Origin of the sequence: Bacillus sp. NMCN1, assembly GCF_002998085.1 — a bacterium.
In the GTDB taxonomy this organism is placed as follows: domain Bacteria; phylum Bacillota; class Bacilli; order Bacillales; family Bacillaceae; genus Bacillus.
This window is the reverse complement of sequence record NZ_PVQL01000004.1, coordinates 241,939-267,576: the sequence shown is the minus strand read 5'-3', so window position 1 is coordinate 267,576 and position 25,638 is coordinate 241,939. Positions and strand designations below refer to the sequence as shown.

At 44.6% G+C, this 25,638-nt stretch carries 24 protein-coding genes; 20 read left to right on the top strand and 4 right to left on the bottom strand.

Annotated elements, in window-relative coordinates; genetic code table 11:
- The first annotated feature begins 9 nt into the window (after positions 1 to 9).
- From purC to ablB, 11 genes are all read left to right on the top strand, one after another.
- Complete coding sequence (purC, locus tag C6W21_RS17705) at positions 10 to 732, top strand: phosphoribosylaminoimidazolesuccinocarboxamide synthase (RefSeq protein WP_106051973.1); 723 nt, start codon at positions 10 to 12, stop codon at positions 730 to 732.
- Positions 725 to 979 (top strand): phosphoribosylformylglycinamidine synthase subunit PurS, encoded by a 255-nt coding sequence (purS, locus tag C6W21_RS17700; RefSeq protein WP_003214349.1) that lies wholly within the window; start codon positions 725 to 727, stop codon positions 977 to 979. The genes purC and purS overlap by 8 nt, the downstream gene beginning before the upstream one ends.
- Positions 976 to 1,659, top strand: coding sequence for a phosphoribosylformylglycinamidine synthase subunit PurQ (gene purQ, locus C6W21_RS17695; protein WP_106051971.1), 684 nt, complete (start codon positions 976 to 978; stop codon positions 1,657 to 1,659). The genes purS and purQ overlap by 4 nt, the downstream gene beginning before the upstream one ends.
- Positions 1,643 to 3,874: a phosphoribosylformylglycinamidine synthase subunit PurL gene (purL, locus tag C6W21_RS17690; protein WP_106051969.1), complete on the top strand. Its 2,232-nt coding sequence runs from the start codon at positions 1,643 to 1,645 to the stop codon at positions 3,872 to 3,874. Before purQ ends, purL begins: the two co-directional genes overlap by 17 nt.
- Complete coding sequence (gene purF, locus C6W21_RS17685) at positions 3,850 to 5,280, top strand: amidophosphoribosyltransferase (protein WP_106051967.1); 1,431 nt, start codon at positions 3,850 to 3,852, stop codon at positions 5,278 to 5,280. Before purL ends, purF begins: the two co-directional genes overlap by 25 nt.
- Positions 5,281 to 5,375: 95 nt before the next feature.
- Entirely contained in the window at positions 5,376 to 6,416 is a 1,041-nt protein-coding gene (gene purM, locus C6W21_RS17680; protein WP_106051965.1) for a phosphoribosylformylglycinamidine cyclo-ligase, read from the top strand.
- On the top strand, positions 6,413 to 6,982 hold the full coding sequence (gene purN, locus C6W21_RS17675; RefSeq protein ID WP_106051963.1) for a phosphoribosylglycinamide formyltransferase: 570 nt from the start codon (positions 6,413 to 6,415) through the stop codon (positions 6,980 to 6,982). The genes purM and purN overlap by 4 nt, the downstream gene beginning before the upstream one ends.
- Before the next feature lie 15 nt (positions 6,983 to 6,997).
- Entirely contained in the window at positions 6,998 to 8,536 is a 1,539-nt protein-coding gene (gene purH / locus C6W21_RS17670; RefSeq protein WP_106051961.1) for a bifunctional phosphoribosylaminoimidazolecarboxamide formyltransferase/IMP cyclohydrolase, read from the top strand.
- A 12-nt stretch (positions 8,537 to 8,548) separates the two neighbouring features.
- Positions 8,549 to 9,823, top strand: a complete 1,275-nt coding sequence (gene purD / locus C6W21_RS17665) for a phosphoribosylamine--glycine ligase (protein ID WP_106051959.1) — start codon at positions 8,549 to 8,551, stop codon at positions 9,821 to 9,823.
- Between the two features lie 113 nt (positions 9,824 to 9,936).
- Positions 9,937 to 10,128, top strand: a complete 192-nt coding sequence (locus C6W21_RS17660) for a hypothetical protein (protein ID WP_106051957.1) — start codon at positions 9,937 to 9,939, stop codon at positions 10,126 to 10,128.
- A 22-nt stretch (positions 10,129 to 10,150) separates the two neighbouring features.
- Positions 10,151 to 10,996, top strand: coding sequence for a putative beta-lysine N-acetyltransferase (gene ablB / locus C6W21_RS17655; protein ID WP_106051955.1), 846 nt, complete (start codon positions 10,151 to 10,153; stop codon positions 10,994 to 10,996).
- On the opposite strand, the gene C6W21_RS17650 is transcribed toward ablB, so the two are convergent.
- Positions 10,991 to 12,649 (bottom strand): PucR family transcriptional regulator, encoded by a 1,659-nt coding sequence (locus C6W21_RS17650; protein WP_106051953.1) that lies wholly within the window; start codon positions 12,647 to 12,649, stop codon positions 10,991 to 10,993. The genes ablB and C6W21_RS17650 overlap by 6 nt on opposite strands.
- A 190-nt stretch (positions 12,650 to 12,839) precedes the next feature.
- Between C6W21_RS17650 and C6W21_RS17645 the strand changes: the two genes are divergently transcribed.
- The 4 genes from C6W21_RS17645 to C6W21_RS17630 are packed head-to-tail and all read left to right on the top strand — an operon-like array spanning position 12,840 to position 16,824.
- A complete protein-coding gene (locus C6W21_RS17645) occupies positions 12,840 to 14,204 on the top strand; it encodes an aspartate aminotransferase family protein (RefSeq protein WP_106051951.1) in 1,365 nt (454 codons plus the stop codon).
- A 12-nt stretch (positions 14,205 to 14,216) separates the two neighbouring features.
- Complete coding sequence (locus C6W21_RS17640) at positions 14,217 to 14,903, top strand: CoA transferase subunit A (protein ID WP_106051949.1); 687 nt, start codon at positions 14,217 to 14,219, stop codon at positions 14,901 to 14,903.
- On the top strand, positions 14,879 to 15,544 hold the full coding sequence (locus C6W21_RS17635; RefSeq protein ID WP_106056801.1) for a 3-oxoacid CoA-transferase subunit B: 666 nt from the start codon (positions 14,879 to 14,881) through the stop codon (positions 15,542 to 15,544). Before C6W21_RS17640 ends, C6W21_RS17635 begins: the two co-directional genes overlap by 25 nt.
- Positions 15,545 to 15,558: 14 nt before the next feature.
- The gene (locus C6W21_RS17630) at positions 15,559 to 16,824 is read left to right on the top strand and encodes a peptidase (protein WP_106056799.1); all 1,266 of its coding nucleotides are present in this window, start codon (positions 15,559 to 15,561) and stop codon (positions 16,822 to 16,824) included.
- Between the two features lie 40 nt (positions 16,825 to 16,864).
- Here C6W21_RS17630 and C6W21_RS17625 read toward each other — a convergent pair whose 3' ends face one another.
- Positions 16,865 to 17,086 (bottom strand): YgaP family membrane protein, encoded by a 222-nt coding sequence (locus C6W21_RS17625; protein WP_060595694.1) that lies wholly within the window; start codon positions 17,084 to 17,086, stop codon positions 16,865 to 16,867.
- A 124-nt stretch (positions 17,087 to 17,210) separates the two neighbouring features.
- Here C6W21_RS17625 and C6W21_RS17620 point away from each other — a divergent pair, with 124 nt between their 5' ends.
- Both C6W21_RS17620 and C6W21_RS17615 read left to right on the top strand, forming a co-directional pair.
- Positions 17,211 to 18,953 (top strand): adenine deaminase C-terminal domain-containing protein, encoded by a 1,743-nt coding sequence (locus C6W21_RS17620; RefSeq protein ID WP_106051944.1) that lies wholly within the window; start codon positions 17,211 to 17,213, stop codon positions 18,951 to 18,953.
- A 522-nt stretch (positions 18,954 to 19,475) separates the two neighbouring features.
- Positions 19,476 to 19,790 carry a YerC/YecD family TrpR-related protein gene (locus C6W21_RS17615; protein ID WP_003214053.1) on the top strand — a complete coding sequence of 105 codons (315 nt, stop codon included), beginning with the start codon at positions 19,476 to 19,478 and terminating at the stop codon, positions 19,788 to 19,790.
- A 241-nt stretch (positions 19,791 to 20,031) separates the two neighbouring features.
- Here C6W21_RS17615 and C6W21_RS17610 read toward each other — a convergent pair whose 3' ends face one another.
- The gene (locus C6W21_RS17610; RefSeq protein ID WP_106051942.1) at positions 20,032 to 21,612 is read right to left on the bottom strand and encodes an FMN-binding glutamate synthase family protein; all 1,581 of its coding nucleotides are present in this window, start codon (positions 21,610 to 21,612) and stop codon (positions 20,032 to 20,034) included.
- Positions 21,613 to 21,751: 139 nt separating this feature from the next.
- On the opposite strand from C6W21_RS17610, the gene C6W21_RS17605 reads away from it, so the two are divergent.
- Positions 21,752 to 21,982, top strand: a complete 231-nt coding sequence (locus C6W21_RS17605; protein ID WP_003214314.1) for a hypothetical protein — start codon at positions 21,752 to 21,754, stop codon at positions 21,980 to 21,982.
- A gap of 1 nt (position 21,983) precedes the next feature.
- On the opposite strand, the gene C6W21_RS17600 is transcribed toward C6W21_RS17605, so the two are convergent.
- Positions 21,984 to 22,376, bottom strand: coding sequence for a DUF2283 domain-containing protein (locus tag C6W21_RS17600; RefSeq protein WP_106051940.1), 393 nt, complete (start codon positions 22,374 to 22,376; stop codon positions 21,984 to 21,986).
- Positions 22,377 to 22,658: 282 nt separating this feature from the next.
- On the opposite strand from C6W21_RS17600, the gene pcrB reads away from it, so the two are divergent.
- Together pcrB and pcrA are read left to right on the top strand one after the other, a co-directional pair.
- The gene (gene pcrB / locus C6W21_RS17595; protein WP_106051938.1) at positions 22,659 to 23,351 is read left to right on the top strand and encodes a heptaprenylglyceryl phosphate synthase; all 693 of its coding nucleotides are present in this window, start codon (positions 22,659 to 22,661) and stop codon (positions 23,349 to 23,351) included.
- Between the two features lie 57 nt (positions 23,352 to 23,408).
- Positions 23,409 to 25,631: a DNA helicase PcrA gene (pcrA, locus tag C6W21_RS17590; RefSeq protein ID WP_106051936.1), complete on the top strand. Its 2,223-nt coding sequence runs from the start codon at positions 23,409 to 23,411 to the stop codon at positions 25,629 to 25,631.
- Positions 25,632 to 25,638 lie beyond the last annotated feature (7 nt).

The following is a 25,638-nucleotide window of genomic DNA, read 5'->3' as shown; positions in this document are numbered from 1 at the left end:
CCAACCTGAATGACTGTGAAACAAGAACTTCTCTACGAAGGCAAAGCGAAAAAAATCTATCAGACCGATGACGAGCATATTTTATATGTCGAATATAAAGACTCAGCGACAGCATTTAACGGCGAAAAGAAAGCTGAAATCGAAGGAAAAGGCAGACTGAATAACGAAATTTCAAGCTTAATCTTTCAAATGCTGCATGAGAAAGGGATCAACAATCACTTTGTGAAACGACTCTCTGAAACAGAACAGCTCATTCAAAAGGTGCAGATTGTTCCGCTTGAAGTCGTTGTACGAAATGTAGTGGCAGGCAGTATGTCAAAGCGCCTTGGCATTCCAGAGGGAACAAAACTGGATACACCATTAATCGAGTTTTACTACAAAGATGATGCACTCGGCGATCCGCTCATTACAGAAGATCATATTCGCATTTTAGATGCAGCGACACCAGAGCAGGTCGAGGAAATGAAACAGATCACAAGACAAGTGAATGAAGAGTTAAAGCAAATCTTCTCAGACTGCCATGTGAATTTAATTGATTTCAAGCTTGAATTCGGAATAGATCACGAGAATCGTATTTTGCTAGCTGATGAGATTTCACCTGATACGTGCAGGCTTTGGGACAAAGACACAAACGAAAAGCTTGATAAAGACGTGTTCAGACGAAACCTGGGCGGCTTGACGAATGCATACGAAGAAATTTTCAAAAGACTTGGAGGCCATAAACATGTATAAAGTGAAAATTTTTGTCAGCTTAAAAGAGAGCGTTCTTGATCCACAAGGAAGTGCCGTGCAGCACGCCTTGCACAGCATGTCTTATCAGGAAGTAAAGGATGTCCGTATCGGGAAATACATGGAGCTTGTCATTGAAAAATCAGATCGTGATTTAGACACAGTCGTCAAAGAAATGTGTGAAAAATTACTGGCCAACACGGTGATTGAAGATTACCGCTATGAGGTGGAGGAGGTTGTCGCACAGTGAAGTTTGCAGTGATCGTCTTGCCTGGCTCTAACTGTGATATCGATATGTACCATGCGATTCAAGATGAGTTAGGTGAACAAGTTGAATATGTATGGCACGACGAAACGAGTCTAGACGGATTTGACGGTGTACTCGTACCAGGCGGTTTCTCTTATGGGGATTACTTAAGATGTGGTGCGATTGCCCGCTTCTCAAACATCATGCCGGCGGTGAAAAAAGCAGCTGCGGAAGGAAAGCCTGTTCTTGGTGTTTGTAATGGGTTCCAAATTCTTCAGGAGCTTGGCATTCTTCCAGGTGCGATGAGACGAAATAAAGACTTGAAATTTATCTGTCGTCCAGTTGAACTCATTGTAGAGAACAGCGAAACGCAATTTACAAGCGGCTATCAAAAAGGCGAATCCATTACGATTCCTGTAGCGCACGGTGAAGGCAACTTCTACTGTGATGAAGACACTTTAGCGAAGCTCATTCAAAATGGCCAAATCGCTTTCACTTACGGAGACGATATTAACGGCAGTGTCAATCGAATTGCAGGTATAACGAATGAAGAGGGCAATGTACTCGGCATGATGCCGCACCCTGAGCGCGCGGTTGATTCATTACTAGGCAGCGCAGACGGACTCAAATTGTTTCAATCTATCGTGAAAAATTGGAGGGACACTCATGTCACTACTGCTTGAACCAAGTCACAAGCAAATTAAAGAAGAGAAATTGTATCAGCAAATGGGATTGAGTGATGAAGAATTCGCTTTAATCGAATCCATTATTGGCAGGTTGCCAAACTACACAGAAACGGGCATTTTTTCTGTGATGTGGTCAGAGCATTGCAGTTATAAAAACTCAAAGCCTGTCTTAAGCAAATTCCCGACAAAAGGAGAGCATGTTCTTCAAGGTCCTGGGGAAGGCGCTGGAATCGTTGATATTGGAGACAACCAAGCGGTTGTATTTAAAATCGAATCACATAACCATCCATCTGCGATTGAACCGTATCAAGGAGCAGCTACAGGTGTCGGCGGAATTATCCGTGATGTATTCTCCATGGGTGCGCGTCCAATTGCTGTATTAAACTCTCTTCGTTTTGGTGAACTGACTTCACCGCGCGTGAAGTACTTGTTTGAAGAAGTAGTGGCAGGGATCGCAGGCTATGGAAACTGTATCGGAATTCCTACAGTCGGCGGAGAAGTTCATTTTGATCAAAGCTATGAAGGAAATCCGCTCGTAAATGCGATGTGTGTTGGATTAATCAACCATGAGGACATCAAAAAAGGGCAGGCAAAAGGTGTCGGCAACACGGTGATGTACGTTGGTGCTAAAACGGGACGTGACGGTATTCACGGTGCAACATTTGCGTCTGAAGAATTTTCTGATGAATCAGAAGAAAAACGTTCAGCGGTTCAAGTCGGCGATCCATTCATGGAAAAGCTACTGCTTGAAGCGTGCCTTGAAGTGATCAAAAACGATGCGCTCGTTGGGATTCAAGATATGGGAGCGGCTGGCTTAACAAGCTCAAGCGCGGAAATGGCAAGTAAAGCAGGTTCTGGAATCGAGATGAACCTAGACCTCATTCCGCAGCGTGAAACAGGCATGTCAGCATACGAAATGATGCTGTCTGAATCTCAAGAGAGAATGCTTCTGGTCATTGAAAAAGGCCGTGAGCAAGAAATCATTGATATTTTCGAAAAATACGATCTTGAAGCGGTATCAGTCGGTCATGTGACAGACGATAAAATGCTTCGTTTACTCCATCAAGGTGAAGTGGTATGTGAGCTTCCTGTTGACGCTCTTGCAGAAGAAGCACCGGTTTATCACAAGCCGTCAAGTGAGCCTGCATACTATCGTGAGTTTTTAGAAACAAAAGTTGAAGCTCCAGCCATCACAGATGCAGCCCAAACGTTAAAGCAGCTCCTTCAGCAGCCAACGATTGCAAGTAAAGAATGGGTTTATGATCAGTATGACTACATGGTTCGGACAAACACGGTCGTTGCACCAGGCTCTGATGCGGGCGTTTTAAGAATCCGCGGAACGAAAAAAGCCTTAGCGATGACAACAGATTGTAACGCACGCTATCTCTACCTTGATCCAGAGGTTGGCGGGAAAATCGCAGTCGCTGAAGCAGCACGTAACATTGTCTGCTCAGGCGCTCGTCCGCTTGCAGTGACAGATAACCTGAACTTCGGTAACCCAGAGAAACCAGAAATTTTCTGGCAAATTGAAAAATCTGCTGATGGGATTAGCGAAGCATGCCGCACGCTAAGCACACCAGTTATCGGTGGGAACGTCTCTTTATATAACGAATCAAATGGAACAGCGATTTACCCAACACCAGTCATTGGAATGGTTGGATTGGTTGAAGATACTGCTCATATTACGACCCAATCGTTCCAGCAGGCTGGCGATGTGATTTTCGTCATTGGTGAGACGAAGGAAGAATTCGCAGGCAGTGAGCTTCAAAAGATGACAGAAGGCCGTATTTACGGAAAAGCACCAGAAATTGATTTGGATGTAGAGCTGACGCGTCAGGAAGCCCTTCTAGCCGCGATTCAAAACGGTCTCGTTCAATCAGCACACGATGTGTCTGAAGGCGGACTTGGTGTAGCACTTGCTGAAAGTACATTTGGAACAGACGGTCTTGGCGCTGATATCCAAATCGATTTAAACAGCGAAGCTTCACTATTCAGTGAAACACAGTCACGTTTTGTTGTCACAGTCAAACCTGAGCACCGCGAAGCGTTTGCGGCGGCTGTCAAAGATGCGAAAGAAGTCGGAACGGTCACAAATGATGGTGTATTTACCGTCAAAAATCAAGAAGGACAACAATGGATTCATGCAGCGGTCAACGAGCTTGAACGTGCATGGAAAGGAGCGATCCCATGCTTGCTGAAATCAGAGGCTTAAACGAAGAGTGTGGTGTCTTTGGGGTTTGGGGACACGAAGAAGCCCCGCAAATCACATATTACGGATTGCATAGCCTTCAGCACCGAGGACAAGAAGGTGCGGGAATCATTGCAACAGATGGTGAGAACCTGACGTCACACAAAGGCCTTGGACTGATTACGGAAGTCTTTCAAAACGGTGAGCTAAAGGATTTGAAAGGAAAAGGGGCGATCGGACATGTTCGGTATGCGACAGCAGGCGGAGGCGGCTTTGAAAATGTGCAGCCCCTCTTCTTCCGCTCGCAAAACAACGGCAGTCTTGCCCTTGCTCATAATGGGAACTTAGTGAATGCCACGCAATTAAAGCAGCAGCTAGAGAACCAAGGGAGCATTTTCCAGACCTCTTCTGATACCGAAGTGCTGGCTCATTTAATTAAGCGCAGCGGGCATGTTGAATTGAAGGAGCAGATCAAAAATGCTCTGTCCATGCTTAAAGGAGCATATGCTTTCTTAATCATGACGGAAACAGAAATGATTGTGGCACTTGATCCGAACGGCTTACGCCCGCTTTCACTTGGTATGCTTGGAGATGCTTATGTCGTCGCTTCTGAAACATGTGCATTTGATGTCGTCGGCGCCACATATTTACGTGATGTGGAGCCTGGTGAAATGCTGATCATTAATGATGAAGGCTTGAAATCGGAGCGCTTCTCGATGAATATTAACCGCAGCATGTGCAGCATGGAATACATTTATTTCTCAAGACCTGACAGCAATATCAACGGCATCAATGTGCATAGTGCGAGAAAGAATCTTGGCAAAAAGCTTGCCGAAGAGGCGCATGTCGAAGCAGATGTTGTGACAGGTGTACCAGATTCCAGTATTTCTGCAGCGATTGGATATGCCGAAGCAACAGGTATTCCGTATGAGCTTGGGTTAATTAAAAATCGTTATGTCGGACGGACGTTTATTCAGCCATCTCAAGCATTGCGTGAGCAGGGCGTACGTATGAAGCTGTCTGCTGTGCGCGGGGTTGTCGAAGGAAAGCGTGTTGTCATGGTGGATGATTCCATCGTACGCGGGACAACGAGCCGCAGAATTGTCACGATGCTCAGAGAAGCGGGTGCGACGGAAGTCCATGTACGCATTAGTTCACCGCCAATCGCGCATCCATGTTTTTATGGAATTGATACGTCCACACACGAAGAGCTGATTGCTTCTTCTCATTCAGTGGAAGAAATTAGACAGGAAATCGGTGCAGACACCATTGCATTTTTATCTGTAGACGGTTTAATGGACGGGATTGGCAGGAAGTATGATGATCCGCAGCGCGGTCAGTGTTTAGCATGCTTTACTGGGAAATACCCGACTGAAATTTATGAAGATACGGTTCTTCCACATGTGAAGGAAACAGTCCTGACAAAATAATTGAATAATGGAGCAGCAGTAAAGATGAGTTGATATGCTGCTCTTTCATTCTGCCGAAAATACATGGAAAGCAGCAGCTAAAAGGAGTGAATGGGATGTCAGAAGCATATAAAAACGCCGGTGTCGACATCGAAGCAGGATACGAAGCCGTCAAACGAATGAAAACACACGTAGAACGTACAAAACGAGCAGGTGTCATGGGCGCTCTAGGTGGATTTGGCGGTATGTTTGATCTATCTGAGCTGCCATACAAAAAGCCCGTTCTTGTTTCAGGAACAGATGGTGTCGGAACGAAATTAAAGCTTGCCTTTTTAATGGATAAACACGATACGATCGGCGTCGATGCCGTGGCAATGTGTGTCAACGATGTGCTTGCACAAGGGGCAGAACCGCTCTTTTTCTTAGATTACTTAGCCGTTGGAAAAGCAGATCCGCTAAAAATTGAATCCATTGTCAAAGGTGTGGCTGACGGCTGTGAGCAGTCTGGTTCAGCACTTGTCGGCGGTGAGACAGCCGAGATGCCAGGTCTTTACACAGAAGAAGAATATGATATTGCTGGTTTTTCGGTAGGTGTCGTTGAAAAGGATGAAATCGTGACAGGAGACAGCATCAAAGAGGGACATTTGCTCATTGGACTTAGCTCAAGCGGAATTCATAGCAATGGCTACTCTCTCGTTCGTAAAGTCTTGCTGGAAGACGCTGCTCTTGACCTGCATCAAACGTATGAACCTTTTACAAGACCGCTTGGCGAAGAGCTTCTTGAACCGACAAAAATTTATGTGAAGCCCGTTCTCAAACAAGTAAAAGCCGGCAAAGTTGATGGCATGGCACATGTGACAGGCGGCGGTTTTATCGAGAATTTACCGCGTATGCTGCCTGAAGGACTTGGCGTTGAAATTGATAACGGTTCATGGCCAGTACCGCCTATTTTCTCCTTCATTCAAGAAAAAGGACTGTTGAAGTCAGAAGAGATGTTCAACGTGTTTAATATGGGCATTGGCTTTGTCCTAGCTGTAAAAGAAGACGATCTTGTAGATGTGATCAGTGAACTTGAACAAGATGGAGAGAAAGCATTTCTCATCGGACGTGTTCAAAAAGGAGAAGGTGTCACATTCGGCGGTGGAAGCCTCTCATGAAGAAGTTTGCGATCTTCGCCTCTGGAAGCGGGACGAACTTTCAAGCCATTATAGATACGTTAAAAGAAGAAGAGTGGCAGGCAGAGGCCGCCATTGTGATTTGTGATAAACCGGGTGCAAAGGTGCTGGAACGAGCTGAGAAAGAGGGCATTCCCTCCTTTGCTTTTACCCCGAAGGCTTTCCCGAATAAAGCCGCTTTTGAACAAACGATCATCGAACAGCTCAGGCTTCATGAAGTAGAATGGGTTTTCCTTGCTGGATATATGAGACTGATCGGTCCGACATTACTTGAAGCGTATAGAGGGAAAATTGTGAATATCCACCCATCCTTGCTGCCAGCCTTCCCAGGACTTGATGCCATTGGACAAGCCTATCAAGCAGGTGTCAAAGTGGCAGGCATCACCGTCCATTTTGTCGATGAAGGTATGGATACAGGTCCGATTATTGACCAAGCGGCGATTTATATTGAACAAGGTGAAGAGCTTGAATCGATTGAAAAAAGAATGCATGAACTAGAACACACACTATATCCAAAAGTGATCAAATCACTTTTAGAATTATCTTAATGAGGTGACGAAGGCATGACGATCAAACGCGCATTAATCAGTGTTTCCGATAAAACGAATCTTGTACCTTTTGTGAAAGAATTAACAGAACTTGGCGTTGAAGTGATTTCAACTGGAGGTACACATAAGCTTCTTCAAGAGAACGGCATTGATGTCATTGGGATTTCTGAAGTCACTGGATTCCCTGAAATCATGGACGGACGACTCAAAACGCTTCACCCGAACATTCATGGTGGACTTTTGGCAGTGAGAGAAAACGATGAGCATATGGCACAGATTGAAAAGCACGGCATTCAGCCGATTGATCTTGTTGTCGTGAATCTCTATCCTTTCAAAGAGACGATCTCAAAAGACGATGTGACGTATGAAGAAGCGATTGAAAACATTGATATTGGCGGACCGGGAATGCTTCGTGCGGCATCAAAAAACCACCAAGACGTCACAGTGATTGTCGATCCTCGTGATTATGATACCGTCGTACAGCAGATTAAAGAAGGCGGCGTATCACTAGAGAAAAAACGCGAGCTTGCGGCGAAGGTATTCCGTCATACAGCTGCTTACGATGCCCTCATTGCGGATTATTTAACGAACTATGTTGGCGAAACAGAGCCAGAGCAGTTCACCGTCACGTTTGAGAAAAAACAATCTCTTCGTTATGGAGAAAACCCGCACCAAGCGGCGACTTTCTATGAAAATGCTCTTCCAAGCAAAGGCTCTTTAGCTACTGCAACGCAATTACACGGAAAAGAACTTTCTTACAACAATATCAAAGATGCAGATGCTGCTCTTCAGATCGTACGTGAATTTACGGAGCCAGCGGCTGTCGCTGTGAAGCATATGAACCCGTGCGGCGTTGGTACAGGAGAAACGATTGCAGAAGCCTTTGATCGTGCATTCAAAGCAGATGAAACCTCTATTTTTGGCGGCATTGTGGCGCTTAACCGTGAAGTAGACAAACAAACGGCTGACGTGCTGCATACGATTTTCTTAGAAATTGTCATCGCCCCATCGTTTAGCCAAGAAGCACTTGACGTGTTAACAGCTAAAAAGAATCTTCGTCTATTAACACTAGATGTAGAAGCGGATCTTGAGAAAAAAGAAAAGCAGCTAACAAGTGTCCATGGCGGACTGCTCGTGCAGGATATTGATACGTACGGCTTAGAGGAAGCAACCATCTCTATTCCAACAAAAAGAGAACCAACAGAAGACGAATGGAAAGACTTAAAGCTTGCATGGAAAGTCGTCAAGCATGTGAAATCAAATGCCATTGTCCTCGCAAAAGATCAAATGACAGCAGGTATCGGCGCTGGTCAGATGAACCGTGTGGGCTCAGCGAACATTGCGATTGAACAAGCAGGTGAAAAAGCGAAAGGAAGCGCACTAGGCTCTGATGCATTCTTCCCAATGGGCGATACAGTGGAAGCTGCTGCAAAGGCAGGCGTGACAGCGATCATACAGCCAGGCGGATCTATTCGTGATGAAGAATCGATTCAAAAAGCAGATGAATACGGCATCGCCATGGTCTTCACTGGCGTTAGACATTTCAAACATTAAGGGGATGACAGTGTGAACGTATTAATTATCGGCAGAGGTGGAAGAGAGCATACCATCGCATGGAAAGTAAACCAAAGTGAACTTGTCAGCCAAGTATTTGTCGCACCCGGCAATGATGGAATGACAGACGCTGTGAAGCTTGTACCGATCGACGAAGGCGATCATGAGGCATTAATTCGTTTTGCAAAAGATAATGAAATCGGCTTAACGATTGTCGGTCCAGAGGTTCCTTTAATTGCAGGTGTCGTCGATGCATTTGAAGAGGCAGGTCTAAAGGTATTTGGACCAAATGCAAAAGCTGCGGTTATTGAGGGCTCAAAGGAATTTGCAAAAGACTTAATGAAAAATTATGATATCCCGACAGCCGCTTATGCCACCTTCACATCGTTTGAAGAAGCGAAGGCATATGTGGAAGAAAAGGGCGCCCCAATTGTCATTAAAGCAGATGGTCTCGCAGCAGGAAAAGGCGTGACAGTCGCTATGACACTTGAAGAGGCGGTCAACTGTCTGCACGACTTTTTAGAGGATGAAAAGTTTGGCGATGCAAGTGCATCTGTCGTTATCGAGGAGTTTTTAACAGGGGAAGAATTTTCACTGATGGCCTTTGTCAATGGAGAAAAGGTGTACCCAATGGTGATTGCGCAGGATCACAAACGGGCATTCGAAGATGACAAAGGGCCGAATACCGGCGGGATGGGTGCTTATTCACCAGTTCCGCAAATTTCAGATGAAGTCGTCCAAAAAGCGGTGGAAGATGTCGTCAAACCGGCGGCTCGCGCAATGGTGCAGGAAGAGCGTCCGTTTACAGGCATTTTATATGCAGGCTTAATGCTGACACCAGAAGGCTCAAAGGTCATTGAGTTCAATGCACGCTTTGGCGACCCTGAAACGCAGGTGGTACTCCCTCGTCTTGAATCAGATCTAGTCCAAGTATTCCTCGATATTCTAGATGGAAAAGATGTGGACTTACAGTGGAAAGACACTGCGGCTGTCAGTGTGGTTCTTGCTTCAGAAGGATACCCAGAGGCCTACGCAAAAGGCACACCGATCGGTGCTTTGCAAACAACTGTTTCTGATGTCGTGACCTTCCACGCAGGAACAAAAAAAGAAAACGATCAATTCGTCACAAATGGCGGCCGTGTAGCGAATGTGACTGCATTTGATGACACATTTGAAGCGGCAAGATCAAGAGTGTATGAAGCCGTTGAAGAAATCATGCAGCCAGGTCTATTTTATCGCCGTGACATTGGCGCCCGTGCGCTGAAGGCTGCGGGGAAATCTGTTTAATCAAAAAACACCTTTCTATCTGATGAGATGGAAAGGTGTTTTTTGTTCATGAGAAGGGATGCCGATTGAATATGAAGAAGTAGTATGGGATTACGAGTTGATGAGGAGGCAGTATGGTCATTCAAGGAATTATTCTATTTGCAATCGTATTACTTATTGTATTTGTGGTGTTCTCAAATCTCATCATGAATGAAGCAAGAAAGCAAAACAAAGTCAAAAAGAGATCAGCCATGATGTATATGAGCATGTCTATATTGGTGAGCATGGCGATTGTCTCATCCATTTGGAAGTTCATTATTAACTGATTCATAAGAGAGGAATGAGTGTATGGTGCAATTGAAGAAACTTGCAAACGAGCGTTTTTCTGCCTTGATCTGTATTGATCCATTTAATGAACGAATCCGATTAGATGACTATAGTGGCAGGGTGCGGGATGTGATTCAATCAGTTCTTCAGGAGGCCTCAGACTGCAAGGCTTCTAAGGTCATTGTGAAAGTAAGGCGTGAGCATGTGCCGCTTTTTTTAGAAAAAGGCTTTCGGCTTGAAGGCGTGTTTTCTCATTATTTCCTTGGAAGTGATGCGTACGGCATGTCGCTTTTTCTCACTGAGGATCGAATGAACAGTTCGTATTGGCTGGAGGAAGATGAGATCGTCGCATCCATTCAAGCGAAGGAGATCAAAAAAGACCAAGGCGCGTGGCAGGATGAGTATGTGATGAGGAAAGCCGATAAGAAGGATGTGCACAAGCTGGCAAAGCTCTATGATACGGTCTTTGAAACGTATCCTACGCCAATGAACGAGCCAGATTATATTCAAAAGGTAATGGCGGAAGGGACTGTCTTTTATGTTGTTGAACATGACGGACACATTGTGAGTGCGGCATCCGCTGAAGTTAATGCGTCGTATGGTCATGCGGAATTAACAGATTGTGCGACCCTTCCATCATATAGAAAACTAGGATTCATGCATCATTTGATTCTAGCACTTGAAAAAGAACTCCAGTCGATGCATATCTATGTCTTTTATTCTCTTGCACGTGCACTGTCCTATGGAATGAATCAAGTGTTTTATCAGCTCGGCTATACGTATACCGGGCGCTTCCAAAACAATTGCTATATTTTTGACAAAATTGAAGATATGAATCTATGGGTCAAAACGCCGAATGAATCATGAAATGGTTCTCATCTGATCAAGTAGACCAGATAGGCGGTACGCCATGATACTGAGCTGCAGCTTCATCCGATCATCAGTGGATTTGAGGCTGCAGCCTGTTCTCGTTTCAATCTGTTTCAGCCGGTAGCTTAATGTATGTCTGTGAATAAACAATTCTCCCGCAGATTTTTGAATATTTTCATTGTGTGCCAAATACACTTCGAGTGTATGGATCAGGTCAGCCCCTTGTTTTTTCGTATAAAGCAAAGGACTTAACAGCTCCACGTAAAAGTCATGCAAATTCATACCGGCTTCATTCATTTCAAGAAGCATGCCATATAAGCCGAGCTTTTGATAATGAATGATGCTTTCGTCTGTTTTTAAAAGCGGAAGAAGCCTTGCTGCATACTGCGCTTCCTTCGCGCTTTTTGCAAAGAGACTGATCTGGTCATAGGCTCTCCCGATGCCAATGACAATCGGATGGACGGGGAAAAAATAAGACCAAGTGCTCCGGCACTCCTCTGCTGCGCGATACCACTCCGCTTCTTGAAACGCTTTTTTTCCTGCTGGTGTCAGGACAAAAATGGAATCGAGCCTTGTCTTTAGTAAAAAAGGAATATGTCTGCGTTCAAAGATCGACGTAAGTAACTGAGAGAGACGCTGCATCATTTGGTGATCGAGCTGTGTGTGCTGATGATGGAATTGAAAGTAGATAACCACCTGCTCCTCGCTCATATCATATTGCAGCTTTGTTGCTTGTTCGACCACATAGCTTTCTTCTGTGTATTGCTGCTGCAAAATATCATCTAACAAATGTCCCTGCATTTGGTTTTCTGTATCTTGAATGGCCTTTTGCTTCAGCCATTCAATCGCATACACTGCCCCGGCATGCTCGATGGCAATCGCGTCGAGATGATGCCACGTATCCTTTTTCTTTAAAGCCACAATAAACCCAAAAATATCACCCATCGCAATCACCGGACATGCGGCGAGGACAAACGCTCCGCACGTGTCATAGACGAGCCGCCCTTTCTCCTCTGCCTGCTTAAGAAGGGGCATGGTTTCAATTGGTTCACGATCTGTTAGAAAGCCAAAAGCAGGAGAGTATGTCACTTCATCTTTTATGAGATGAGCCGCTGTTTGATGTAAAAAGACATCAAGCACGACGATGTTGGCCGCAGTGAGATGTGCCAGTTCATCAGTAATTTGCGTCACATTTTTATTACTTACATTTAATTGGGTCAGTCTTTGATGAATGGCTGAGGAATATTTAAGCTGATGGAGTTGACTGCTCACGATTTGTTCTAGGACGGCTTTTGTAATGTCTGAGAAATTGATGTGCGGCGGAATCTCAATGAGCGGGATGCTGCTATTTTTCGCCGCTTGAATGAGTGATGTTGGAATGTCCGTTAAGTAGACGCCTTTATAAATGGCGATGGCTGATAGCCTTTGAGATTGAATCAATTCTTCAAGGCGGACGCGTCTTTCTTGATTGTCTGCAAGTCCAAATCCGGTTGTGACGAGTAATTCCCCTTCGGAAAGCCTCGAAGTGTCTTCGATTATTTCCACGATGGTCACCCACTGAATGAGGCGATCCAGTCCATTTTCTCCAGCAAGCAGCTTTGTTCCCTTCATGATATCGAGCGAGAGTGCATCTTTGACGAGAATCGCCATAGACTCATGACCTCCTTTTGAACACTCTTATACACGATGTATAAAAAATGCGTGTGAAATTCGGGCATGTGGCGAATGGAGGATGACTGCCCTCTTGATTAAGCTAATCTTATAACAAGTATACAAAATTTTCTTGCGATTCATGAAAAAGAAAGATGCAGCTGCTGACGAGAGAGGGAGGAATGGCAAAGTGGAGATCCGGGATTATTTAATCAAACCGATGTTGAATCAGCATTATCCTGTGGCTGTGAAAGGAGAGGGAATTTATTTATATGATCGGGACGGAAAAAAATATATAGACGGCTCATCGGGGGCTGTCACGGCAAGTATTGGACATGGCATACGGGAGATCATTGATGCCATGACCGAGCAAGCGGAAAAGGTGACCTTTACGTACAGATCACAATTTACAAATGAACCAGCAGAAGAACTTGCCTATGAATTGAGTACGCTTTGTCCAGGTAACCTGAACTGGTCTTTTTTTGTCGGAAGCGGATCAGAGGCAACGGAGACTGCCATGAAAATTGCTATTCAGCATTGGCAGGAGCAGGGGAAGGCTGAGAAAAATCACATTATCTCAAGATGGATGAGTTATCACGGCATCACACTCGGTGCGCTGTCGATGTCAGGACATATTGCAAGGAGAGAGCGCTTTGAACCATTGCTCGAAAAGCACCCGGTGCTGTCTCCGCCATACAGCTATCGTTCATGGCTGCCAAAGGAAGAGGGCAAGCAGGTTGAATGGTATGTCCAGGAATTTAAAACCGTCATTCAGCGTATAGGAAAAGAGAAGATTGCCGCTTTTATTGCAGAGCCGATTGTTGGAGCAGCGGGAGCGGCGCTTGTACCGCCAGACGGGTATTTTGAAGCGATGAAGCGTGTCTGTGAGGAAAACGATATTTTGATGATTGCAGACGAAGTCATGACAGGCTTTGGACGAACTGGGAAAATGTTTGCCATGGAACATTGGGGCGTCGTCCCAGATATTATGGTTCTCGGCAAAGGCATGAGTGCCGGCTATTCACCGATTGCGGCAGCCGTCTCAGCAGATCATGTCATCGCACCGATTCTCAGCGGTTCAGGTTCTGTGATGGCAGGTCACACCTATAGCGGCAACCCGCTTTCAGCAGCCGTCTCACTGGCTGTCATTCGATATATGAAAAAACATCAGCTTCCTGACCGAGCGGATCTGTCTGGCCGATATTTAATGAATGCTTTAAAGGATTTGCAAACAAACCATTTCATCATAGGAGATGTGAGAGGAAAGGGACTGCTCATTGGCATTGAGTTTGTCGCAGACCGCTTATCGAAAACACCATTTCCTGCCCATGCTCAAATGACGCATTTAGTCGTTGAGACAGCCAAGCAAAATGGCTTGCTTGTTTACCCAGCAAGCGCTGGAGAGGATGGAGTGGGAGGTGCGGCGGTCATGATTGCACCGCCGCTTTCCATCACGCAGCAGGAGATGGATGAACTCATTCAATTATTTGAGCAGACAATCACGCAGGTCGAACAAGAAGTCATCAATCGAGGGTTTTTCCCATCTGCGATGTAGGGAGGAAAGATGATGAACAAAACAGCGAATTTAGATGAAGTGATCACGCATTTTAGGGACGGCATGACCATCATGTTTGGCGGATTTGGCGGTGTAGGGTCCCCTCCATCATTGATTGACGCCATCCTAGAAGCCAATATCAAAGATCTGACATTGATCGGAAACGATGCAGGCTTCCCGCAAATAGGTGTTGGCAGGCTGATCACAGAAGGAAGAGTCAAGAAGATCATTGCCTCTCATATTGGCTCAAATCCAATAGCCGGACAGAAAATGCAGGCAGGTACACTAGACGTGCATTTTTACCCGCAGGGCATTCTAGCAGAAAAAATACGAGCAGGCGGGATGGGCTTGGCAGGCATTGTGACAGATGTCGGCATGGATAGCCTCAATCTCGATGAAAAGCAGCTCGTGCCGTTAAACGGAAAAACATATATCCTTGAGCCTGCGCTGACAGCGGATATTGCCATTGTAAATGCCCTCAAAGCAGACGAAGCAGGAAATCTGATTTTTGATAAAAGTGCACGGAATACAAACCCGATTGTGGCGATGGCAGGAGACTGGACGATTGCAGAAGTAGAAGAGATTGTGCCTGTGGGCAGTCTTCATCCAGAGGAAATCGTGACACCAGGCGTATTTGTGAACCAGATCGTGCAATCAAAAGGAGTGAACTGGACATGGGCATGGGAGACATCGATTTAAGACACCGCATAGCCAAACGTGCGGCGCAGGAAATTGAAGATGGCATGATTGTTAATTTAGGGATCGGCATCCCGACACTTGCGGCTGAATATATCCCAGCGCATTACAGCGTGTGGCTTCATGCAGAAAACGGCATTATGGGAGCAGGCGCCTCACCAGCACAAGGAGAAGAAGATCCGAATTTGTGCAATGCCGGCGGTTTCCCCATTACGTTAGCAAAAGGCGGTTCATACATGGACAGCACGACTGCTTTTGGTATCATTCGAAAGGGCATGCTGGATATGACCATTTTAGGTGCACTTGAAGTCAGCAGTCAGGGTGATCTTGCGAATTGGATTGTGCCGGGGAAACGAGTACCCGGGATGGGCGGAGCGATTGAGCTTGCGCAAAAGGCGAAAAAGGTTGTGGTGGTGATGAGCCACCTTGATAAACACGGTGAATCAAAGGTGAAATCAGCCTGCACGCTGCCCTTAACCGCTAAGTCATGTGTGGATCTGATTATTACGGATATGGCAGTCATTGAGGTCAAATCACAGCTGCTGATTTTACGTGAAGTCATGCCGCCGTTTCAGCCGGAAGATGTCATAAGGGCGACCGAGGCCCCATTAATTTTAGCGTCTGATGTCAAATCTGTTGTGTAGAAAGGATGACTGACTTGCAGCCAATTACACGTATCAGAAGCTGGATGAGAGAGCACCAAGATGAAGCGATTGCGCTTCTTCAGCAAATGGTGCAATGTGAAAGCACTCAAGGGAATGAACAAGTCGTGCAGCAAATCGTAGCAAATAAGCTGTCCGCTATTGGTTTTGATATAGATGTTTGGGACATTGGCGGAGAAGACCTGCTGGAACATCCGTATTTCTATTCCCCGAGGCGTTCCTTTAAAGGAAGTCCCAATGTCGCCGGACGATTGAAGGGGAAAGGGGGCGGCAAGTCTATTTTATTAAATGGGCACGTGGATGTTGTTCCAGCAGGAGATACGAAACAATGGACATATCCGCCCTACAGCGGGCATATCATAAATGGGAGACTTTATGGACGCGGGGCAACAGATATGAAAGGCGGAAACGTTTCTTTACTCTTTGCACTAGAGGCATTGCATGCGCTTCAGATTCCGCTGAAAGGAGATGTCGTGTTTCATAGTGTTGTCGAAGAAGAGAGCGGCGGCGCAGGCACCCTTGCAGCCATACTGAGAGGGTATACAGCAGATGCGGCCATCATTCCAGAGCCAAGTCATATGAAAATCTTTCCGATTCAGCAGGGATCTAAATGGTTCAGACTTCATATTAAAGGAAGGGCAGCTCATGGCGGAACAAGATATCACGGTGTTTCCGCTATTGAAAAGAGTATGATCGTTCTTTCGCATGTAGCCGCACTTGAAGAAGAACGAAATCAACGCATCACCGAGCCATTATTTCAGCATATCCCGATTCCGATCCCCATCAACATGGGGAAAATTCAAGGTGGTGATTGGCCGTCCTCTGTAGCGGATCTAGTCACAATGGAGGGCAGACTTGGTGTGATGCCAGGTGAGACGGTTGAGCAGGCAGAGAAGGAATTAGAAAATTGGATGACGGCACTCGGGGAAAAGGATGAATGGTTCAAAGATCACCCTGTCGAGGTCGAATGGTTTGGTGCAAGGTGGCTTCCAGGCTCAATCGATGCGAATCATCCACTTTTAGGTCTATTGAAGGAACAATATGAAGCGGTCAAGAAGGAGCCGCCAAAGATCGAAGCCGCTCCTTGGGGAACAGACGGCGGATTACTCTCACAGGCGGCAGGTATCCCGATCATCGTATTCGGACCTGGAACAACAGAGCTTGCCCATTTTCCGAATGAATCCATCGACATTGAGCATGTGATTGAAGCAGCAGAAATTATCGTAGGTACGATGGTGGAATGGTGTGAAGCAGCGGAGTGATGAAAGAGGCGGAAAATAATTGCAAAAAAAGAAGGCTGTCTCACTCAGCCTTCTCTTTATGTGTGTCCTGCTGCTCACACATATACGTCACTGGACAAAAACGAAGAATGCCAGATGCCAGCTTCATCCCGCCGCACATGATGCTGAAAAGCAGCATTTTACTCCATGGTTTTCTAGCATATAAAGAACCAGCCACAGTACATATTGTCATTCCGCAGGCAATTCGAATAAGCGCTTCCATTAAGCCGAGATTAGGTTTCATTGAAGGTGAATCTCCTTTTTTAAATATTTTAAGTGTGATTTCAAGAAATTGTAACGTTTCATTAATGCGTAACGTGGTTCGTTATGTTACGATAGGGCTAATACAAATGAAGGAGAGTATGTGAATGTCCGAACGTACTTTTAATTGGAGAAACAATGACATCCGCACACAAATCGATGTAGTCGACTCAAAAATAGTTCCAACACTCCTTTTAACGAATGGACTCGTGCTAAACCCATTTTTGAAACAATGGGTGAAGGCAAATATTTGGATACATGATGATCGAATTGTTTATGTCGGAGCAGAGCTTCCTCAAAATAAATCAGCTAAACGTGTGATTGATTGTGAAGGGAAACACATTGTGCCTGGGTTTATAGAGCCTCACGCGCATCCGTTCCATATTTATAATCCCCAATCACTTGCAGAATATGTGTCTCAATTTGGCACAACAACGATGGTCAGCGATAACTTATTTCTTCTTTTGCAGAGCAATGAAAAGAAAGCGCTTTCCACTCTGTGTGAATTAAAACAGCAGCCATTTCAGTATTTCTGGTGGTCTAGATATGATCTTCAAACTGAAGTCAGATATGAAGATGAGATGCTTCCTATCAACTACCGGAAGGAATGGATTGATCATCCTGATGTCCTTCAAGGCGGCGAATTAACAAGCTGGCCAAGATTGATGGACGGTGATGATCTCATTTTATATTGCATGCAAGAAACGAAGAAGCAGAGGAAACGAATTGAAGGGCATTTCCCCGGAGCTTCCGAGAAAACGCTAACAAAAATGAAGCTGTTTGGTGCGGACAGCGATCATGAAGCGATGAATGCGGACGATGTGCTAAAACGCTTGACCCTTGGCTATCATGTCTCACTTCGTCATTCTTCCATCCGCCCAGATTTAGTAAACATTTTAAGAGAACTGCACGAGCGTGATTTTAGGCACTATGATCACTTTTTCTATACAACAGACGGAGCTGCGCCTCATTTTTATGAGCAAGGTATGATTAATCGTTTGATTTCAATTGCCCTTGAAGAAGGCGTGCCTATCATCGATGCGTACAATATGGCGACCTTTAACATTGCGAAATACTATCAAATTGATGACCTATTAGGCGTTGTCGGTCCCGGCCGGCTGGCTTCTTTGAATATTTTAGATGATCCAATGAACCCAAATCCTGAAACGGTGATATCTAAAGGGGTTATTCTCAAATTAGATGGCGAGAACCAGCATCAATTTCAAGAAACTAAATGGGAAAATGGCGGGCTTGTTCCATTAGATTTAGGCTATGATCTGACGACGAGTGATTTGCAATTTTCCATGCCACTAGGTGTCAAAATGAGAAATGCTGTCATCATGGAGCCTTATACAGTGGAGATTGATAACTCCGTGAACCAGCTGTCCTGTGACCATGATCAAAGTTTCTTTAGCCTGATTGATCGAAAAGGCGAGTGGCGTGTGAATACGATGCTCAAAGGCTTTGCAAACAGAGTGCAGGGCTTTGTCAGTTCATTTTCGCTCACGGGTGACATTTTAGTGATTGGGAAAAATAAAGAGGATATGATGCTGGCACATAAGCGAATGAAAGAAATCGGCGGGGGGATCGTCCTCACAGAGAACGGGAAAATTTTGCACGAAATCCCGCTGCAATTATCAGGCTGTGCATCGGCTGAACCGTTTGAGACTGTTCTTCAGCAGATACAAACATTACGCGAGCTGCTCATTGAGCGAGGCTATCCATTTGATTGCCCAATTGATACACTTGTCTTTTTCCAAAGTACCCATTTGCCGTATATTCGAGTGACACCAAGAGGAATATTTGATGTCATGAAAAAAACTGTACTCTTTCCGTCTATAATGCGTTAAAATATAACAGAGTGGAACTGTATCATCTTTGCCACATTTCTGACAGCTGTTATAGGGCAGAAGTGAGCAATGGATCTCTTCGCTGCGTTGAAGCAGAGGGCTTTGACATGACGAGTGAAATGCCCTAATTGAAAAATGAATTTGCCGGTTACGCTGGCCGACCAACATATTTTGAATAATTGAGCGAGGCGGGGCGCATATTTGAGGTCTCGCCGAGCTTTCCGCACAACCTGTATTTTAGGGCAGACCTAATCAAGCAGAAGTGATCTTGATATTGGAAGCAAACAAGTTTGTCAGATTGTCGAACAAGGAAAATGACAGAACTTGTCGAATTTGTATACGATAAAGAAGCTTCGGCTTACGAAAGAAATGACGGCATTTCCAGTGTAGAACCCAACCTGTCATGATTCGTTCAAAGCTCATTGCTGAGGTTGAAAAAAATTAGTCAGGAAAGATACCGCTTTTCTTCATAGAATGTCGTGCGAAGCGGTGTGCCAATAGTAAAGGAGAAGATGTATAAAGATGCAAATTGATAAATTAAGGGGCAAAAGCTTAGATCAGTTATTCAACTCCATCTTATCCCTTAAAGACCTGGAAGAATGCTATCGATTCTTTGATGATTTGTGTACCATCAATGAAATCCAATCTTTATCACAGCGTCTTGAAGTAGCGCGTATGCTTCGCGAGGGGAACACGTATCATAAAATTGAGACGGAAACAGGTGCGAGCACTGCAACCATCTCACGTGTCAAACGCTGCTTGAACTACGGAAATGATGCCTATACAATGGCACTTGACCGTGTAGCAGAACAGCAGGCAAATGACGAAACAAAATAAGCAGCTTTCACTGTAAACAATCCTTTTCAACAAGAATGGAGTTGTTTACAGTTTTTTTATGGAGTGCGCTGAAAAGACAAGCAAGGACTGGCTATCAAGCGGTCCTGTTTTTTATTTTAGCTCGCCTATAAGCTCACGCATCCTCCATCTCTCCATTTCCTGTCATTTGTCTAAGTTCTTTATATGTGATTGAGCCAAAATGTCAACGAAAAAAAGGTGCGAAAACGCACCCTTTTTTAAACTAGACAGATGACTGTGTCCCTGAGAACATCGGCACTTCACTTGTCTGGCCATTTTCTTGTCTGTAGATAATATGTTGTTCATTAAAATGAATGGGAGATTCAATTCCAGCGGCTGCGGATAAGTTAAACAAACCTTCTCTAAGAGACAGGATATAATTGCATACTCGATATTTCTTTTCTTCAATCGATAAACCCTTTTGCAGCTTTGGATCAGTTGTGGCGACCCCGACTGGGCATTTATTCGTGTGGCACACTTGGGCGCGAATGCATCCAACTGAAAACATGAGTCCCCGTGCGATATTTACAAAATCAGCACCCATGGAAAGGGCAATCGCAATTTTATCAGGTGAGAGAAGTTTGCCAGAAGCAAAGAGTTTGACCTGATCTCTGACACCGTATTCTTTCAATATTTGATGAACCATTGGGAGAGCCGTGAAAATCGGCAGTCCTGCGGAATCTGCCAATTCATGAAAGGATGCCCCAGTGCCGCCTTCTCCGCCATCCACTGTAATGAAATCAGGATGCTTTCCGCTTTTTTTCATATACGCTGCAAGCTCTTCAATGTTTTCTTTATGTCCGACAACAAGCTTGATGCCAACAGGCTTTCCGCCTATACTTCGCAGCTGTTCAATGAAATCAAACATATCAGGAATGGAGTGGAACATCTCAAATCGGTTTGGACTGTCAATGGATTGGTGAGGCGGCAATTTACGGATATTTGCAATTTCTTCAGTGACCTTTTCCCCGTCAATATGGCCGCCGCGTGTTTTTGCTCCTTGTGCCAGCTTCAGCTCAAAGGCTTTGACTTCCTCGTGCTCGCTTTTTTTCTTAAATTCTTCAAAGGAAAAAGCGCCATCTTCGGTTCTGACACCAAATAGACCGGGACCAATCTGGCAAATAATATCGGCTCCGCCTTTGAGGTGATATGGGGAAAGCCCGCCTTCACCTGTGTTCATCCACGTACCGCCGGCCATTTTTAATCCAGAGGATAGAGCTGTGATCGCTCTGTCGCCTAAAGAGCCATAGCTCATGGCAGATTGACCAATCAACCCTTTTACACGGAAAGGCTTGTGACATGTGTGTTCGCCAATCACTTGTACATCATCTTGATGGAGATAGTAAGGTTTTGCTTCGACCCCTTTGGTATGTTCACTTCTTCGCAGTAAATTGTCTTGATCAATCTGATACACTTTTGTTTGGATTTTTTCAGATTGATCGATGCGTAATTCATCTCGCTGCTTCGGAAACAGGACATTACGGATATAATAACCAGGCTTGTCAAAATCACGTTTTGATCCAAAGCCCATCGTCCGGCTTTTGTACTTTCCAGACATGACAGCTTGCTCGTATTCTCTTCTTGAGAAAGGAAGCTCCTCTCGATCATTTAGAAACAGATATTGGCGAAGCTCAGGGCCTATTTTTTCAAAAATAAACCGGAGCTTTCCAATGACCGGATAATTTCGCAGGACAGAGTGCTCTTCCTGTTTTTCATCTCTCATCCAAATCCAGATCAATAAAATAATTGGCGTGATCAAACAAATAACAAACAGTGCGGCAATGACAATTAAAGTGGTTGTCACGAAGATCCCCTCTTTTCTCTTTCATTGCTGTTGTTATTCCACTTTTCATTGAAAGAGAAACCACTTCAACATATTGTGACGTTTAGAAATGAAAAGGCGGGGTAACTTACAAATAAGATCATAAGGGGAGGGAACATACATGAATAAGCGTCCAAATGCGTATGTACTTGCAGGATTAGGGGTTGGTGGTGCAGTGTTATTAGCAGTAAAAAATAAACAGCATCTCAAAAAATGGGCAAGCATGTTCCGCTCAGATGAAAAGATTCCTGAAAAGGCCGGACACCCTGATCCATTAGATATTCAAGACAACAAGATGGTCGATGAAGGGGCTATGACATCCGTCCATTATTTCAATGAAGTAAGACAATAGTTTAAAAAAACCGTTTTGACCATTCAAAACGGTTTTTTCTTGTCTTTCTTTTGACGTTATATCGAAGCGGTTCGACAATGGTAAAACCGATCAGCCCATTGTGATCAAGCGTCGAGAATTGAAATTCAATGCCTGACAAATGATAGGTTGAGAGAACTTCCTGATCCGTAAAACGCAACGAAAGCTCGTCCTCATAAACGGGTGCATGCTTCAAAACCTCGGCTTCTTCTGCAAATAACTCCAGTCCAGCCACTCGTCCCTGTTTGTCGATATCTGCGTTCACACATTCATTCACGTCTAATTCAATGGTTTCTTTGATTGTCCCGATTCCAGGCGGGATGAGATCAATGTATCCGATGTCGATCGTTTGATCATATGTGATGTTTCTTTTCAAATCATTCACCTGCTTATTAGATAGTAAAATGTTCCTTTATTGTATAATATCATGTGATGAGACGAAGCAGCTCGCATTTCAGTTCAGTATCAATATATTGATCTCCCTCAGCTCCTCTTGAAGTGAATCTTTTCACATAGTCTCCATTAGCCTCATCTAGAGTTAAAATCGTTCATTTTCAAAAGAATGAAACTTTTAGGTGAAGGAGGTTACCCATTTTTTGCGGTCACTGATTTTGTTATAATATTTAAATGGAATGAAACGAATGGAGGAACGTTTTTCATGTATGATGTTACCGAGTGGAAGCATGTCTTTAAACTCGATCCAAATAAAGAAATATCCGATGAACAGCTGGAGGCGATTTGTGAATCTGGTACTGATGCCATATTGATTGGCGGCAGTGACAATGTGACAGAGGACAATGTGCTCCAATTGATGTCAAAGGTCCGCCGGTTTCTTGTGCCTTGTGTGCTCGAAATCTCAACACATGAGATGATTGTGCCGGGCTTCGATCTGTATTTCATCCCGACCGTCTTAAACAGCTCTCATCCTGACTGGATTGTTGGGCTTCACAAGGACGCGATGAAGGAATTCGGTGATTTGATGTCAATGGAAGAGATTGTGCCTGAAGGCTATGTGATTTTAAATGAAGAGTGTAAAGCGGCCAAGCTCACAGAGGCAAATACAGCGCTGGATATCGATGACGTAAGGGCATATGCAAGAGTGGCAGAGCATTTGATGAAGCTACCCATTTTTTATCTAGAATACAGCGGAACGCTTGGAGATATAGAGCTTGTGAAAGAAACGAAAGCAGTGCTTTCTGAAACGGTTCTTTTTTATGGCGGGGGCATTGAAAACGCAAAGCAGGCAGCAGACTTTGCGCAGCATGCAGACGTGGTTGTTGTAGGAAACGTCATTTATGACAATTTCAAAGAAGCATTAAAGACAGTGGGCGCAGTCAAAAAGTCATCATAGTCAAACAAGACGAAACGGGTTAAAATAGAACATAAGTTCGAATTGGCGGTGAATGGAATGAATAAAATATCGAATCATCTATTAGAAGGGCTGAATGACGCGCAAAAAGAAGCGGTCAAAGCAACAGACGGTCCGCTACTCTTGATGGCAGGAGCAGGAAGCGGAAAAACGCGGGTGCTCACACACCGAATCGCCTACTTAATGGCAGAAAAGCATGTGGCTCCGTGGAACATTTTAGCGATTACGTTTACAAATAAGGCAGCACGTGAAATGCGTGAGCGTGTCCAAGCCATTTTAGGGCCTGGTGCGGATGACATTTGGATCTCTACGTTCCACAGCATGTGTGTGCGCATTTTACGACGAGATATTGACCGTATTGGTGTGAATCGCAACTTCTCTATATTAGACACATCTGATCAGCTTTCAGTGATTAAAAACATATTAAAAGAACGAAATATCGATCCTAAAAAGTTCGATCCACGCAGCATTTTAGGATCAATCAGCAGTGCAAAAAACGAACTCATTGACGCAGAGGAATATGCCAAAACAGCCGGTGATTTCTATGATCAAGTGGTCAGTGACGTCTACACAGATTATCAAAAACGGTTACTCAAAAACCAATCACTCGATTTTGATGATCTCATTATGATGACGATTCGTCTGTTTGAGCGGATCCCTGAAGTATTAGAACACTATCAGCGGAAATTCCAATACATTCATGTCGATGAGTATCAGGATACGAACAGAGCGCAGTACATGCTTGTGAAACTGCTTGCTCAGCGCTTTCAAAATATATGTGTTGTCGGTGACTCGGATCAGTCCATTTACCGTTGGCGCGGAGCGGATATTACAAACATTCTCTCCTTTGAAAAAGATTATCCGTCCAGTGAAGTGATTCTGCTTGAGCAAAATTACAGATCGACGAAACGCATTTTGAATGCCGCAAATACGGTCATCCAAAACAATGCAAACCGTAAGCCAAAAAATCTTTGGACGGAAAATGATGAAGGAGCGAAGATTGCCTATTACCGTGCAGATAATGAATTCGGTGAAGGACAATTTGTCGCTGGAAAGATTCATCAACTTTATCAGAGCGGTAAACGTAAATTATCCGATTTTGCGATCCTTTATCGGACCAATGCCCAGTCTCGTGTCATAGAGGAAACATTATTGAAGTCAAACATTCAATACAACATTGTCGGCGGTACAAAGTTCTATGACAGGAAAGAGATCAAGGACATTTTGGCGTACTTACGCTTAGTAGCAAACCCAAATGACGATATTAGTTTTGCACGAATTGTCAATGTACCAAAGCGCGGAATCGGTGCAACATCTGTTGATAAAATTGCTGCTTATGCAGAGATGAATGACCTGTCTATGTTTGAAGCGCTTGGTCAGGTGGATTTCATTGGACTCAGTGCAAGGGCAGCCAATGCGCTTGATGAGTTCAAACAGCTCATTGATCAAATGACAAATATGCAGGATTATTTATCTGTCACAGAATTAACAGAAGAAATCCTAGAGAAAACAGGCTATCGTGAAGCACTGAAGGTCGAAAAAACGATTGAGGCACAAAGCCGTTTAGAAAATATTGACGAGTTTCTCTCCGTGACTAAGAACTTTGAAGAACAAAATGAAGATAAATCTCTCGTGACCTTCCTGACAGATCTCGCCCTCGTCGCAGACATTGATAAGCTGGATGAGAATGAGGAAGAAGATCAGGATGCCGTCATCTTAATGACTCTTCACGCCGCAAAAGGTCTAGAGTTTCCTGTTGTTTTCTTAATGGGCATGGAGGAAGGTGTCTTCCCGCACAGCCGTTCATTAATGGAAGATGCAGAGATGGAAGAGGAGCGCCGTCTTGCCTATGTAGGCATCACACGCGCTGAAGAAGAGCTTTATTTATCAAGTGCCAAGATGAGAACACTCTTCGGCCGGACAAACATGAACCTTGAATCAAGATTCATTCGAGAAATACCAGCTGATTTATTGGACAACCTAAATGAGAAGAAAGAAACGAAAACACCGTTTGGCCAAACAAGAGAAAGACCGCAAAGACGGGGACCTGTCTCACGTCCGCAAACTCAAACCATTCAAAACACAGGCGGCGGAAGTATTGGCTGGGCTGTGGGTGATAAAGCGGCTCATAAAAAATGGGGCGTTGGAACGGTTGTGAGTGTAAAAGGCAGCGGAGACAGCACAGAGCTTGATATTGCCTTCCCAAGCCCTACAGGCATTAAGCGTCTTCTCGCAGCATTTGCGCCAATTGAGAAGCAATAAACCGATA